Origin of the sequence: Pseudomonas sp. PS02302 (assembly GCF_029959585.1) — a bacterium.
Lineage (GTDB): Bacteria > Pseudomonadota > Gammaproteobacteria > Pseudomonadales > Pseudomonadaceae > Chryseomonas > Chryseomonas aestiva.
The window spans coordinates 1-14,923 of record NZ_JASCON010000063.1 but is presented as its reverse complement, the minus strand read 5'-3'; the positions used below and the strand labels follow the sequence as shown (position 1 = coordinate 14,923).

Below are 14,923 nucleotides of genomic sequence, written 5' to 3'. Positions count from 1 at the left end.
GTCAGAGGCTCCTCCCGATGGCGTCCTGGTAGAGCTCGCGATAGCGTTCCAGCATCAGCGGCTCGGTGTAGTAGCGATTGACCCGGGCCAGCCCGGTGCGCTGCGCGGCCTGCCAGCGACCGGGATTGCGCAGCAGGGCGAGGATGGCGCGGGCGGTGGCCTGGGGATCGGCGATGGCGACCACGCTGCCACCGGTACCCAGGGCGCGGTCCTCGGGGATGGAGCCCTCGATCAGCTCGCGGCAGGAACCCACGTCGCTGCTCACCACCGGCACGCCGGCGGCCCAGCCTTCGAGGATCACCAGCGGCTGGGCCTCGCTGATGGAGGTCAGCACCATGAGGCCGAGCTTGGGCAGGATGTCGCCGATCTTCTGGAAACCGAGGAATTTCACCTTGCCCTCCAGGCCCAGGCTGGTGACCAGGCTATGGCATTCGGCGGCGTACTCCTCGTCTTCGTCTTCCGGACCGACCACCCAGGCCTCGGCCTCGGGCATGGCGCTGATCACTCCGCGCATGGCGCGGATGAAGGTCTTGACGTCCTTGATCGGCACCACCCGGCCGAGCAGCCCGACCACCGGCGGCACGCCCTCGGGGCGGCGCTCCAGGGCGTCCTGCCACTGGGTGAGGCTGATGCCGTTGGGAATCACCCGGCAGCGTGCGGGATCTGCGCCGTCCTGGATCTGCCGGCGGCGGTTGCCGTCATAAAGCGAGATGATCGGATCGGCGGCCTTGTAGGTGAGCAGGCCGATGCGTTCGAAGAAGCGGATCCACAGCCGGCGGATGTAGCTGACGTCCACGTCCAGCCCGGTGCGCAGGGCCTCGTCCGGGCCTTCGGCGATCCACTTGGCCTGGGCCAGGTCGATCTTGCGCTCCTTGGTGTAGATGCCGTGTTCGCTGAGCAGGAAGTTGCAGCCCCAGCGCCGCTGCAGGATGGCGCCGAGCATGCCGGCATAGCCGGTGGAGATGGAGTGGATCATCCGCGGTCGCGGCAGCCGGCGCGCGGCCTCGGCCAGCATCAGCAGCGGCGCCTGCATGGCGCGCAGGGTCCAGAGGTAGTCGACGAAGGACGGGTCGGTGCAATAGCGCTCGTAGCCCTCGGTGATGGCTTCCCAGCTGGCGCGGCTGTACATGAAGTCGTCCAGGGTCACGCTGCCCTGGGCGAAGGCGTCCACCAGGGCGTCGCCCTGGGCGGCGCTGGGTTCGTCGGGGTGGTGCAGGAAGGCGTGCAGATCGCGCAGCAGTTGCACCGGCGCCTGGCGCCGCGGACTGATGGGCGCGCCCTTGGGTACCCAGGAGCCGGCGAGGAAGTGCTCCTCGATGTGCACCACGTTGGGCGGGATGGCGTAGTGGCGCTTCTCGTAGTTCTCGCGCTGACCGCCGATGAAGAACACCGAGAAGGTCAGCTCCGGCAGGCCGAGGATCAGCTGGTTGACCCAGCTCGACACCCCGCCGCGCACATAGGGCCAGGTGCCCTCCAGGAGCAGGCAGACATCGGGCGTCACGGTCGCGGCGGGGGCGTCTTTCATAACCAGTACTTCACCAGGGCGGCAAACGGCGGCCGCTTCTTCAGATCCGCCGGCAAGCTGTCGAGCAGCGCCGGGATGACCGCGTAATCGCGGCGCAGAAAGGCGATTTCGGCGCGGAAGGGCGCCAGCTGGGCCAGGGGCACGCCGGCCGCCTCGGCGGCCTGGAAGAACTCCAGCGCCCGCTCCGGCTCGCCCTGCTCCAGGGCGATGCGCCCGGCGAGGATGCGCAGCTCTTCGTTTTCTTCGCCGGCCAGGGCCAGTTCGATATGTTCCCGCGCCTGGCCGAGCACGTGGCGCAGGACGCTGCCCTGGGCCAGGCCCAGATAGGCCAGCTCCCAGTAGCCGCGGGCCAGGGTGCCGTGCAGCGCCGGCTGGCGTTCCGCAGGCGTGCTGGCCAGTTCGCCGAGCTGGGTCTCGATGCGCTGGTTGATCTGGCTTTCCTGCTGGTCGAGCATCGAATAGGCGAGCAGGCGCACGTCGTCGGCCGGATCGCGCAGGGCCAGCTTGAGGATGGGAATGGCGTCGCGCCCGGGCATGCGGCGGGTGGCGAAGAGGGCGGTCAGGCGCTTGTCGGTACTGGGCGCATGGCGCAGCACGTCCTGCAGGCCGCCATCGCTGAACAGCATCTCCTCGCGGCGCTCCAGCGGACGGAACGGCAGATTGGGCACGCTGCGCGCTTCCCAGGCGATCTCGCGGCGCTTGCGCGGCAGACAGAGCGCCGGAAAGACCGCGGCGATCACCCCGGCCGCGCCCACCAGTGGAATGAAGAAGGCCAGGGCAAAGAGAAACAGCGGACTCCAGGGCAGCGGGCGCTGATAGCGCCTGGGCAGCAACAGCCAGACGGCACCTGCCAGCAGGGCACTGCCGGCGGCATGGGCGGTGACGAAGGCCAGGGCCGCCGCCGCCACCGGCAGGTTGGCGAACAGCAGCGCCCAGCTGCTGGCCTCGAAGGCGAAGGCGCCGCTAAACAGCCACTTGCTGTTCATGCAGACCACACTCGTTGAACAGGAAGACGCGCAGCTCCTGGGCGCGGGTCTTGGGCAGCAGCTCGTGTTCGTGGCTGCGCACGCCCAGGCTTTCCAGGGTGCTGTCCTGGCCATGGCGCTCGGCCAGCAGCTGGCGCAGCCGGCGGCGATAGCCTTCCAGACCATCGGAAGAGGTCAGCGGCAAGAGCACCAGCAGGCAGGGGTGGCCCGCCTGGTTGGTCAGGCGCAGTTGCAGATCGAGGCCGCGGCGACTGCCTTCCAGCAGCGCCAGGGCGCGCTCGCCACCGTCGGCTTCGGTCATCTCGAAGCAGAACAGGCAGGCAGGCAGGGCGTGCTGCTGGGCATCGCGCAGCGAGCGCTTGAGATGCTGGGAGAATTGCTGGGCGTCGTCGTCGGCCAGGGCCAGCGCCTGGTGATCACTGCCCAGCAGGTCGGCGATGTGGCCGGCGAGAATGGTGAGCAGATTGAGGGTGCGTTCGTTGAAGGAAAAGAACGGCATCTGTTCGATGGCCAGCACCGCCAGCAGCCGCTCTTCGGTGTCCAGCAGGGGCACGCAGGCCTGCAATGTCGAATGCTGAGTCTCGCCGCGCTCCAGCAGTGCCTGGCGGATGCTCAGGGTCTCGCCGCGCTCCAGGGTCAGACGCACCAGCAGGTCATCGGGATCGATGCCGGGCATCTCGCCCTGGCTGGCGAGGGCGCGACGATCCACCCGGCCATTGCCGTCAACCCGGTACAGCCCGGCCACCCGCAGCGAGCCGTACTGGGTCAGCAGACCGACGATGGGTTCGGCCAGGGCCTGCAGGGCGTCCTGCTCGCGGGGCACCTCGCGCAGCTGGCGGCGCAGATCCAGCAGGGAGCTGCGCAGGCTGAGGTCGTTGCCGGCGACACGCTGTTCCAGGCGATCGTGGGAGATGCGCAGGAGGTGGTGGGCGCGGGTGAATTCGTCCAGGCGCAGCTGGCGATAGTCGTTGGCCAGGTCCAGGCGTTCCAGCCGGCGATCCCAGAGATCGCGGAATTCGCCCACCAGCATGGCGCTGAGCAGCACGCCGACGATAAAGGACGGCGGGATCTCCTCGTAGGCCGGATAGCCCTGGCGATGCAGATAGAGCAGCGCCACCACCAGCAGGCTGGCACTGACCAGGCCGCGCATGAAGCCATAGCGCACGCCCATCAGGATGGGTGCGAAGACCACCCAGGGAAAGGCCAGACCGACCATCAGCGGGTCTTCCGGCACCAGCCAGAAACCCAGCCCCAGGGCGGCCGCCGTGACCAGCAGAGTTTCCAGCCAGGACAGGCGGCCACTGGCGCGGGGCGCCAGGGTGTAGTCCTTGTGGACGGATTGCAGGGCCATCAGCGCAACTGCAGCTCTTGCGCGGTACCGCGCAGGACCTTCTGCGCGGTGGCCGCCAGACTCTCGCGGGACCAGCCGGAGCGGGCGCCGCTGTTGCTCCAGACCACCCGGCCACTGGCCGGCTCGATCACCTGGAGGGTCACACCCACCGCCGGTTCGCCGTCCAGGCCATTCTTGTACTGCCACTCGTCGACGCTGCCGGTGAGCACGTACTGCAGATTCTGCTGCCGCGCCCAGTCCAGGGCCGCGCGCTGACGGGCCTTCTCGTCATCGCTGGGATTGCCGCCCTGGCTGTCGTCGTAGACCTGCGGGCGGATGCCGCGCTCGCCCAGCACGCTGACCAGGATCTGCGCCGCGCGATCGCCGGCCATGGGCGCCTGGGCATAGTTGGCCAGGGGCACCAGGCCCCAGCGCGCATCCTTGGGCAGGGCCTCGCCGCTGGGACGGGTAAAGCTCGAGCAGCCGGCCAGGAGCACGGTGGCGACACTGGCGACGAGCAGACGCGTGATGTTCATGAGGTCTCTCCCTTGAAGCGGCCTAGCGACCGATTCGATTGCTGTATTGAATGCCCAGGGTGCTGCCGGCCTGACCGCCGCTGCCCTGGGGCGCGGACTGGTAGCCGGCGGTGAACGCCAGTTCGTCGTCGCCGAGCACTACCATGCCCAGGCCGACATTCAAACCGTAGTTGAATTCGCGCTCGGTCCACTGCCAGCCGACCAGGGTGTCCACCAGCCAGCTGTACTGGGGGTGGGTGCGGTTGAGCGAACCGGGAATGCCGCGTCGCCAGCTGCTGCCGACATAGAGCTGGCCATAGCGATCCTGCAACAGCTGGGTGCCGCCCAGGGCTTCCAGGTCGGCCGCGGTGACCTCGCCGTTCTCGCCACTGCCGGCCAGCGGCTGCAGGTAGCGGGTGACGCTGGCGGGCAGGGTGCTGCGCGCACTGTTCTGCTGGTAGGTGACGCCGCTGCGCACCTGCCAGGTGGGACCTTCGAAGAAGATCATGTGGCTCAGCTCCAGGTTGAAGGCGAAGCCGCTGCCCAGGGCATCGCCGTCCCGACTGGAATAGCGATTGTGCGCCGCCCGCCAGCTCAGCTGGTCGCGTGGCGTAAGGTTGTGGCGACCCGCCAGGCTGACGCTGTCACGCCGGCCCAGGGCGCGCAGATAGCCGCTCTCGTCGGGTTGCCGGTGCCAGTCCAGGGCCGCCTCGATTTCGGTGTTGCCATCGAGGCGCCAGGTGCGGGCGACGCCCAGCCCCAGGCGATTGCTGTCCGACCGCTGGCTGGCGTCGACGGTGGTTTCCAGACCGCCGTCGGCCAGATTCTTCAGCACCTTGAGCAGCATCTGGTGTTCGTTGCCCAGGGCATCGGACTTGAGGCCGCTGCTCTCCACGCGATTCTGCTTGAGCTGGACATCGGCATAGACGTCATCGCTGAGTCGCCGGGCGGCGCGCACCTCGCTGCCCTGTTCGACCAGGCCGCCATAGTCGCGGCGCTCCCAGCCGGCCTGGACGCCATTGGGCGTGCGCTCGGCCTGCTCGGTGGCCTGGCGCAGCAGCTGCCGCTGGATGACCTCGGGTGGCTCGTCGCCGGCGGCCGTCAGGGCCGCGGCCTGGGCGTCGCCGGCATGGCCGAGGCGCTGCAGCACCTCGACGCGCTGCGCCGGATCCAGATCGCCGGCCGCCAGCAGCTTCTCCAGCTCGCCACGATTCTGCCGGCGCAGGATCTCCTGCAACTGCTCGTACTGGCGCACCTTCAGGCCACGACTCTTGGCCCAGGCCAGCCATTCGCTCTTGAGGCCGTCGTCGTTGTTCTGGCTGAGGGCGTCGAGCCACTGGTCGAACCAGAGTTGCAGCATGCTCGGCGAGCCATCCTGCCAGGCGCGCGCCTGGGCCAGCGCCGCCTGGGGGCCGCGCAGGCTGGAGAGCAGGCGCAGGTAGGTGGCATAGCGCTCGGGGGTGGCCGGCACCTCGTCGTTGGCCAGGTGCGGCGTGACGGCCTTGCGCAGTCGCAGCGCCGCGTCCTGGTGACCGGCGGCGTCCAGGGCATCGGCGTAGGCGGCCTGCACCAGCCAGTCCTGGGGGTGAGCCTCCAGGTAGCGGCGATACCAGCCCAGCGCCTCTTCCGCCTGGCCCAGCAGCACCAGGCCACTGCCGAACGGCAGCCAGAGCACGTCGCTGTCCCGCGCCCGGCCCTTCCAGTCGCGCAACAGGGTGGCCAGTTCGGTCTGGCGATTCTGGTCGATGAGCAGCCACAGCAGCCGCTCGCGGAAGCGGTCGTCGTCCGGGAAGCGCTGCAGGGCCTGGCGATAGCCTTCTTCGGCCTGAGCGACGCGGCCACGCTGGAAATCCAGCCCTGAACGCGCCAGCCAGACGGCGGGATTGTCGGCCGCGGCCGGCACGCGCGCGGCACTGGCCAGCAGCCGCTCCAGCGCCGCCGTATCCTTGAGTTGCTCAGCCCACTGCAGGGCCTGGGTCAGATGGTTCTGGTCCTGATGCTTTTCCCAGCTCTTTTCCAGCAGCGCCATGGCCTTGCGCGGCGCCGTGCGCAGATAGATCGCCAGCAGCCGGTCCTCGTCGTTGGCGGCCAGGCCCTTGTCGCTCGCGGCCAGGCGTTCGAAGGCCAGCTGGGCCTCGCCATCGCGCTCCAGTTCCCAGGCCAGCTCCGCCCGCAGGCGCCAGTAGTCGTCGCCCTGCCGCTGCTTGACCGGCATGCCCTCGAGCACCTTCCAGGCCTCTTCGGGCTTGAACAGCTCCCAGAGGGTGCCGGCCCAGGTCAGATACTCCGCGTTGGTCAGCGGGAATCGCTTGCCGAACGCTGCCCAGCCTGCGGCTTCGGCATCGCCCTGCTCGGTACGGGCCAGCAGCTGCTGCAGCCGCTCCCAGGCCAGGCGCTGCTTGGGCTGACGCCTGAGGTAGTCGCGCAGCCAGCGCTCCTCGGCGGCGGGATCGCCCAAGGACTCGTAGGCAAAGATCAGCGCGTCCAGTTCGGTCTTGTCCAGCTGGCGCTGCCGTGACGCCTCGGCCAGCAACTCGGCCACGGCATCGAAGCGAAATGCCCGGGCGGCCAGCTTCCAGGCGTGGTCGCGGCGGGCCGGATCGTCCTGGCGTGCCAGCAGGCGCAACCAGAGGTCGAGGGCTTCGTCCATATGCCCGGTCCATTCGCCCAGCTGGGCCAGTTCCGCGAGCAATTTTTCATCGTCCGGGCGCAGTGCCAGCAGCTGATGACCTTCCTCCCAGGCCCGTGCGGTGTCGCCGCGGCCGAGGGCCAGTCGGTAGGCGGCCTCCAGGGCGGCGGGATCGTCCGGTTGCCACTCGCGCCAGCGGTCGATCAGTCGCTGGGCCAGATCCAGGCGCCCGCTGCCCTGGGCGGCGGCCACCCCGGCCTGCAGCCAGGCCAGACCGCTGGCATCGGCTGGCAGACGCGGCAGTTCCTCTTCCAGCAGGGCGGCGGCCTCGGCGCCCTGGCCGGCGGCGAGCCAGGCATCGAAGGCCTGGTGCCGGTAGCCCTGGCGCTGTTCGGCCGAATCGGCGAGATCGGCCAGGCGCAGATAGAGACGCGCGGCCTCCTGCTGACGGCCACCGGCCAGACTCCAGCGCGCCGCCTGTTCCAGCCACTGCTGGCGCCGCGGCGGATCACGCCGGGCCAGTTCGACGTAACGCTGCGCCGCCGTGGCCGGATCCGCCAGCTGCAGGGCGCGCTCGGCCACCCGTTGCAGCTGGGGTGTGCTCAGGGTCGCCACGTCCAGGGCGCTCAGGCGTTGCGCCAGGCGTTCGCGATCGGCTTCGGCCAGGCCTTGCGGCTGGGCTTCCGCCTGCAGGATGTCCATTTCCAGGGCGTAGAAGGGCGTCGAGGCCAGGGGCTCGGGCAGCAGTAGCAACTGACGCCGCGCTTCGTCGATGCGCCCCAGGGCGATCAACTGGTCGATCAGTTTCATGCGCAGCCCGGTATCGTCCGGGGTCGCCTTGAGCAGTACCTGGGCGTAGCTGATGGAGACCTGGTCGGCCGGCTCTTCGCCGGGCAGGAACACCTGCTTGCCGTGAAAGGTCAGCACCAGCACCAGCGCGGTGAGGAGCGCGACCCCCAGCAGCGTCCAGCCACTCAGGAGCCGGGTTTTCTTAGCTGCAGACGATCTCACCGTCACTCACTCGTGTTAGCGGAAGTTTGAACGTCCAGAGCCCGGCCTGTCCCGACTGGCCCTTGTAGCGCTCGCGACCGACCCGCACCTCGCAGGCCGAGGCCGCTCTCAGGGTCAGCTCCAGCGGAAATTGTCCGGCGAAGGCGAAGTGGATCCGCGTCGGCGACAGGTAGTCCCATTGCTGCAGCGGGATGTTGGCCTCTTCGAGGGCGGGGGTGGGATCGCGGCTGTCGCGCAGAACCAGCCGCGCCTGATCGCCCGCCAGGTGGACATAGCGTCCCTGCGGCAGGTCGCGAACTCCGGCGATGCCCTTGGAACGCTGCAGATCCGGCCAGCCCAGGCGCGGATCCAGGCGCAGGGTGCGCAGCCCGGCGAGGGCCTTGATCGACCAGCTGCCGTCGTCTTCCCGGGCCAGACTGGCGGTATAGAAGCCATGCAGGCGACTCAGGTAGTCGCTCATCCACAGCGACAGCGGATGTTCGGCGGCCATGCCCTGGTAGATCTCTTCCATGACCTTGAGCGAGGCCTGCTTGGTGCCCGAGTAGAAGTGGTAGTAGAGATGCAGTCCGCGCAGCCGGCGGGGATGCTCGGTGCGCTCGAAGGTATAGAGCAGATCGCGAAAGCCGTAATAGGGACCGCGCCAGAGATTGGTGTAGACGTTCTCGTTGATGATGGGCGCATAGAACTGCAGACCGCCCGGGGTGGGGCGGATGAAGGGATACAGACCGCTCACCGAGGGCTGCGACCGGGTGATGTGCGAGTTGCCGCCGTTCACGTTGAGCAGGCCGTTGTCGTAGGTGAGCTTGAGGGTCGCCGCATCAGGCTGGGCGTCACCGGACCAGAACACCATCTTCACCGGCTTCTGCGGGGTGGTCAGGCGTTCATTGATATAGCGCGTCGAGCCCACGATCTCCCGGGTGAAGTCCACCTTGTCGTAGCCGGGAATCTGCATCATGTAGCCGTACTGGGCTTCGAAGTTCTCGCTCTGCTCGGAGACCGCCGGTTGCCAGAAGAACGGATGGCTGAAGGTGTGGGTGGCCACCTCCACCTTGGGATCGGCGAACAGGCGACGGGCGATGGGCTCCAGTTGCGCGGTCAGCTCCGGATAGCGGCCCTTGGGGCCGACCTCGCCTTCGATGATCGAGGCCGAGGTCAGAAAGGGGTGCGGCTGGATGAACCGCTCCAGCACCACCTGGCCGGAAAAGGGCGCGCCCGGAATCTCCGCCTTGGACGCGAAGGCGTCGCCGTCGATGTGCACGGTGGCGATGCGCCGGCCGTTTTCCGTGGTCGGATCGGGCACCGGCAGGGGCGGCAATTGCAGCGTCTTCGCGGTGAAGGTGAAGGGGTCGATGATCCAGCGACTGGCTTCGGGACCGTCTTCCATGACATAGGGGCCGAAGGCGAAGCCGCCCCAGGAGGCCACGCCCATGGGCACGAAGGTCCCGCTCGGACCGCTCAGGCTGACCACCGGTGTCGGCCCGCCGGGCAGCGTCTGCACGGCGGGCAGGTCACGCGTCCGCAATTTGACCGGTGCCTCGAAGTTGCCGGCGAGGGCAGGGTCCAGCACCTTGAGGGTCAGGTTGTCGGGCAGCGGTTTGCGACTGACGCCCAGACCCAGCCGCTTGAGCAGGGCTTCGTTGTCCAGCGGCAGGCCGCCGAGGATCAGCAGCGGCGTCTTTTCGTCCAGGCGCTGGCCGATCCAGTCGCTGAAATCCCGCGAATCGGGTGGCGGGCCACTGGTCATCCAGACCACCACCCCGGCATAGAGGGCGCTGGGCCAGGCCGTGGGCAGCGGCTTGGAGGCATCGAAATAGTCCAGGCGATAGCCCTGGTACTCCAGGGCGCTGCCCAGGTAGCGGTGCACCGCCGACTGGCGCAGGGCGCCTTCCCGGCCATCGTAGAGCAGCGCCAGCCGACGTGGCTGCAGGGCCACCGAACTGATGCCCAGGGTGTTGAGATCGGGGGTGGTGATATAGGGCACGTAGCCTTCGTCGCGCAGCCGCTTGGCCAGGCGCCGGGCTTCGTCGCGCTGCTCCGGCGGCAGGTACTCGATGGCGATGACCGGGATGCCGGCACTGCGCGCCGCCTCGATCCGCGGCTTCAGCCATTCGCGATCCTGCTGGCTGACCGGGCGATAGGTCTTCTTGCCGGCATCCCAGCCGGCGTAGATGGATTCGACCGCCATGGCGGCGGCGACCCCGGGCAATTCGGGTTGCACCTCGAAGCCGCGATTGAAGAACAGCTTGAGCGACGGCTGACGGCGGTGCAGGTCGGCCAGCAGGCTCTTGAGTGCCAGGCGCTGGCCTTCCCGCTGGTCTTCGGCCACCAGCTGGAAACTGTCGAGGGTATCGAGGAACAGCCCGGTGTAACCGGCCTTGGCCAGTTGGGCGGCGCGTTCGAGCAGATGGGCACGCCAGACCGACGACGCCAGGTTCATCACCTGGCTGCCCCAGGCCTTGTTGGCCACCGGACTGGCACCGGCACTGAGACCGGCCTTTTCCAGGGCCGCCGCGTCGCCGGCGAATTCGCCGATGGACAGATAGGCGAAGGATTGGGCCCCGGCCTCGTGCAGGGCGCGGACATCGGCGGCGCTGGCATGGCCGGGTTCGAGCACCACCCAGTCGAATTGGGCGAGTTCGGCTACCGGCGGTTTTTCCGCGTACCAGAACGCCACGCTGGCGGGCGCCGCCAGGGCCGTTCCCAAGAGGGACAGATAGCCCAGCAGCCCTACTGTCAGCCTGCGCCACCAACCGAAGCGGGACCTTGCTCTTGTTGCCTTGCCTGACGCCACAACCAGTCCTTAAACGTGCCCAACTTCGGTATCAGGTTAGCTACATTACGCAAAAGCGTGACGAAAAACTGCCTGTGCCAAGCCGAGTGGCAGCAATTAGGGGGCTAACAGGTATCGAAGTAACTAATGGCTGAAGGGCAAGGCCGTCTAGGCAGCGGATTTCAGGCGTTTCGAAGGGGGAGGCGAAGCGGAGAATACCGGCGGGGGGTGTGGCGAAACGTCAGGGGAATTGCCGTCATGCGCGGCGGTAACCGGCATGACGGCAAGCGAGCGCTATTACTTGAAGCTGCTGTTCAGGCTGGCGCTGGAGGACAGGATGTTGGTGGAACCCAGCAGTTGGCTGACGAAGCGGTTCCAGCGGGTGATACCGGCCGGGCCAACGAAGACCACGTCCTGCGGCTGCAGATGGAAGTTCTGCGCCAGCACATAGGCGGTGGGGTTCTTGGCAGCCAGGTGGAAGACCTGGGCAGTGGCACCCGGCGCCTTCAGATCTTCCGGGCCACGGATGACGTAGACGGCATCGGCGTTGGCGGTTTCCTGCTGGATGCCACCGGCCTGGCTCAGGGCTTCCATCAGGTTCAGGTTGGTGATCTTGTAGCTGACCGCTGCGGGCGAGCGGACTTCACCGACCACGTAGACCTTGCGGGCATCGTTGTAGGGCAGGTGGATGCTGTCACCGTCCTTCAGGTAGATGCCGTACAGCTTGGAATCCTTGCGGTTCAGGCTGTCGGTATCCAGGCGGTATTCCTTGCCGTCGCGGACCAGGGTCACGCCGGTCAGATCGGCGCCACCGGTGTTGGCCACGCCAACCTGGCCCAGGGCTTCCACCAGGGTGATGGGCTTGGTGGTCAGGGGAATGGCATCGCCCTTGTTCACGGCACCGGAGACGGTGACCTTCTGGCTGCCGAACTTCAGCACGCTGACGTCGATCTGGGGATTGTCGATGAAGGTGGCCAGACGGCGGGAGATATCGGTGCGGATCTCTTCCAGGGTCTTGCCGGCGGCGCGCACGGTGCCGACGTAGGGGTAGAACAGGGTGCCATCCGGACGTACCAGGCGACCGTTGGCTTCCAGCTGCTGCTGGGCGCCGGACGGAGCGGTCAGTTCGGGGTGATCCCAGACGGTGATGTAGAGCAGGTCGCTCGCACCGACGCGGTAGGCCTGCGGCTTGTAGTCCAGCAGGGGCTTGAGGTCGGGAGCCTTGGACAGGGCCGCGGAATCCTGGCTCATCAGCAGCGAGCTGGTGATCGGGATCAGCTGGACCTTGGTGCCCTGGATGCTCGGATCGCTCTTCAGGTCGTCCTGGTCCAGGTACTGACCCGGGGAGTAGGCACAACCCTGCAGGACGATGCCGGACAGCAAGGCCAGAGCGGTAAATTTGGTTTTCATGTCATTCGTCCTTGATTGCTGATTGAGTGTAAGCAAGAGGAATAAATCGGAAGGTAGAAGCAACGAGCCGGTTATTCATGGTGTTCCTTCGCGAGACGCGGCGAGCCTCGACGATGGACCAGGTTTTAGGTAACCCGTCTGTCCAGCGTGCGAGAGAACTCGAGGTCTCAGCTTTTAGTTGTATGAGCACCTGAGTCTGCTGGTCTAGGACTGGCCTTTAGCCATCGAGTTCAGCGCCCCGGGAGCGGAAAAAGGTGACGCCGTTCGAAATCTGTCACATCTCCGCTAACGAGGTCCTATGACTTGGCAGTCATGTTTGTTCAGGTGTTTTTGCAGCAGGGCCGTCTGCGGCTTCTCCGCGCCGTTCTTGGGTTCGATAGCCAGAGGATAGTCGCCCCAGCCCGGACCGGCCGCCCAATAGGCGCTGGGTACGCACTGCTCGCCCAGATAGCTCAGCAGATTGTCCATGGCTTCCAGCCACTGTGGGTGTGCAGGTATCCCATATTCGCCAACGAAGCCGCGCAAATTGTGCTGTTTCAGCCACTCGATGAAGGGGCGGGTTCTTTCCACGCCAATCATGGGATGCACGCCCTTCATGCCCGAAGCATAGTTGCCGCTGGAATCGTCGTCGAAGTAGATGTGGGCTTCGTAGATCAGGTTGTCCGCCGGATCCTTGATCAGCAGCTCGCCGTTCACCTGGGGCCAGCGCTGGGCACTGGACCAGCTGTCGCCGGCGATGAAGATCGGCGTCTTCATGTCGACGCTGCGGATGCTGTCCACGGCCGTCTGCGCCGCGCGCGGCCAGAGACCCTGGGTGTCGTGGGGCTCGTTCATGACATCGTAGCCGTACAGCGCCGGATGCTTCTGGAAGGTCAGGGCCAGGCGTTTCCAGGCATCGGCGTAGCTGGCGTAGGGCACCTGGGAAGAGCCGATCAGCTGACCGCGATAGCGCGCATAGTTGTGCATGTCCAGGATCACGCGGATCCCGTACTTGTCGGCGAAATCCAGGGTGCGCTGCAGCAGCGCGACCTGGGCCTGGTCCAGGTCACCACCGAGCTGGGGTTGCACCCGCTCCCAGAGGAAGGGGAAGCGGATGAAGCGGATACCCTTGTCCGCGTAGCGGCGGAAGTACTCTTCGGTGGGATAGAAGTAGTTGGTGCCTTCCACGCCCGGCAGGACCTGGCCGGCAAAGCCGGCGGCCGACATGTTGATGCCGATGAGGTCCACCTTGGCCGGCGCCGACTCGGGCTGAGCCTGGCCATAAAGCGCCGCGGACAACAAGACGGTGGCCAGCAGGCCGCCACCGATACGACGTTTCACTCGTGACACGGACAGCACCTCTCGTGTGTTGCGGAAATTCGTCTGGGCAGGGCTCCCTCAGGAGCTCTGCTGATAGACCGGCGTGGGTTGCAGCGGCGGTGTGCGTCGGGCGAAGTATTCCAGCGCCAGATAGTCCACGGTCACCCGGATGGTCCAGGCGATGGCGGCGCCCATGATGGAGAAATGCTGGATGCAGACCACCAGCAGACCCAGGTAGGGCAGCAGCTCGGCGAGATGGATCATCGCGGTGGTCCGCGAGTGACCGCGGGCCTGGATCTTGGCGAAGGGAATCTGCGCCAGGGCGTTGAAGATAAAGCCCACCACCAGGATGCGCAGGATCTGCGCGGCATCGCCGCCGTACTCCGGGCCCATCCATACGGTCATGATCCAGGGCGCCAGCGCCAGGATCGGCAGCACCATCGCCAGGCTGATCAGCAACAGGCCCCAGAAGGCCTTGTTGGCCTGGCGCGTAGCGTCCGCGCTGCTCTTGCTCAGCAGCGGGAACACCACCCGGGCCACGGCATTGGGGATGATCAGCATCCGCGAGACCGCCTCGGCCGGGGCGGTGTAGAAGGACACGCGGCTGGCACCGACCATGTGCGACAGCACGAAGCGGTCAAAATAGACCATCAGCGGACTGATGATGTTGCTCACCGTCATCCAGCTGCCGAACTTCAGCAGCTCCTTGAACACCTCGACCTTGAAGGTCCGGATGCCTTGCGGGAAATCCTTGTGCAACGGCCAGTAGGCCAGTGCCATGGAGACTACCCGGGCCAGCACCAGGCCGATCACGGTAGCGGAAAAGCTCGGTTCGATCAGCACCGCGATCAGCGGCGCGATCGCCAGCAGACTGTTGGAGAAGGTCCGCAGGATGTTGAATTCGCCAAAGCGCTCGTTGCCCTCCAGGTAGGCGAACCAGACCGTCGCCAGCAGGAAGGGCGGAACGCACAGGCTCAGCCAGCGAAAGCCGGCCACGGCATTGTCGAAATGCTCGGGCGAGACGTGCAGCAGACTCACCACCTTGCCCGCGCCGAACCACAGCAGCAGCGTCGCCAGCAGACTCAGGCCGATGACGGCGCCGGTGGCCGTGCCCATGACCAGCCGATTGCGCTCCTTGTCACCGTGGTGCATGGCGACGGCGCGGATCACCGCGCGCGACAGACCGGCATCGAACAGGGTGGCGTAGCCGACAATGGCGAAGGCCAGGGTGAACAGGCCGAACTGCTCGACACCGAGCAGGCGCGACAGCACACCCATGGTGGGCAGCGCGATGGCACTGGGAATGACGACACCCAGGATGTTCCAGGTGCTGTTTTTGATCATCGACATCGTGGGGGTGAAAACTCCTTGGGGCCGCCCCGCGGGCCCCCGGGGGCCCGCGGGGTCAGACCCGGCGCGCCCCCGGGGGGGGCGGGGGCGGGGTGGGG

9 protein-coding genes are annotated in these 14,923 nt (G+C 67.0%); all 9 read right to left on the bottom strand.

The window, feature by feature from the left end:
* Position 1: 1 nt before the first annotated feature.
* The gene (gene pelF, locus QMX82_RS18840; protein WP_133860413.1) at positions 2-1,525 is read right to left on the bottom strand and encodes a GT4 family glycosyltransferase PelF; all 1,524 of its coding nucleotides are present in this window, start codon (positions 1,523-1,525) and stop codon (positions 2-4) included.
* The gene (locus QMX82_RS18835; protein ID WP_208693185.1) at positions 1,522-2,511 is read right to left on the bottom strand and encodes a HEAT repeat domain-containing protein; all 990 of its coding nucleotides are present in this window, start codon (positions 2,509-2,511) and stop codon (positions 1,522-1,524) included. The genes pelF and QMX82_RS18835 overlap by 4 nt, the downstream gene beginning before the upstream one ends.
* Positions 2,489-3,862, bottom strand: coding sequence for a PelD GGDEF domain-containing protein (locus QMX82_RS18830; RefSeq protein WP_282286419.1), 1,374 nt, complete (start codon positions 3,860-3,862; stop codon positions 2,489-2,491). The genes QMX82_RS18835 and QMX82_RS18830 overlap by 23 nt, the downstream gene beginning before the upstream one ends.
* A complete protein-coding gene (locus QMX82_RS18825; RefSeq protein ID WP_133860416.1) occupies positions 3,862-4,377 on the bottom strand; it encodes a penicillin-binding protein activator LpoB in 516 nt (171 codons plus the stop codon). The genes QMX82_RS18830 and QMX82_RS18825 overlap by 1 nt, the downstream gene beginning before the upstream one ends.
* Positions 4,378-4,399: 22 nt before the next feature.
* Complete coding sequence (locus QMX82_RS18820) at positions 4,400-7,996, bottom strand: tetratricopeptide repeat protein (protein ID WP_282286416.1); 3,597 nt, start codon at positions 7,994-7,996, stop codon at positions 4,400-4,402.
* On the bottom strand, positions 7,977-10,733 hold the full coding sequence (locus QMX82_RS18815) for a bifunctional glycoside hydrolase 114/ polysaccharide deacetylase family protein (protein ID WP_282286443.1): 2,757 nt from the start codon (positions 10,731-10,733) through the stop codon (positions 7,977-7,979). Before QMX82_RS18815 ends, QMX82_RS18820 begins: the two co-directional genes overlap by 20 nt.
* A 330-nt stretch (positions 10,734-11,063) precedes the next feature.
* Positions 11,064-12,176: a polysaccharide biosynthesis/export family protein gene (locus QMX82_RS18810; RefSeq protein WP_133860417.1), complete on the bottom strand. Its 1,113-nt coding sequence runs from the start codon at positions 12,174-12,176 to the stop codon at positions 11,064-11,066.
* A 285-nt stretch (positions 12,177-12,461) separates the two neighbouring features.
* Positions 12,462-13,496, bottom strand: a complete 1,035-nt coding sequence (locus QMX82_RS18805) for a glycoside hydrolase family 5 protein (protein WP_208694863.1) — start codon at positions 13,494-13,496, stop codon at positions 12,462-12,464.
* A 57-nt stretch (positions 13,497-13,553) separates the two neighbouring features.
* The gene (locus QMX82_RS18800) at positions 13,554-14,825 is read right to left on the bottom strand and encodes a flippase (RefSeq protein WP_282286411.1); all 1,272 of its coding nucleotides are present in this window, start codon (positions 14,823-14,825) and stop codon (positions 13,554-13,556) included.
* Positions 14,826-14,923 lie beyond the last annotated feature (98 nt).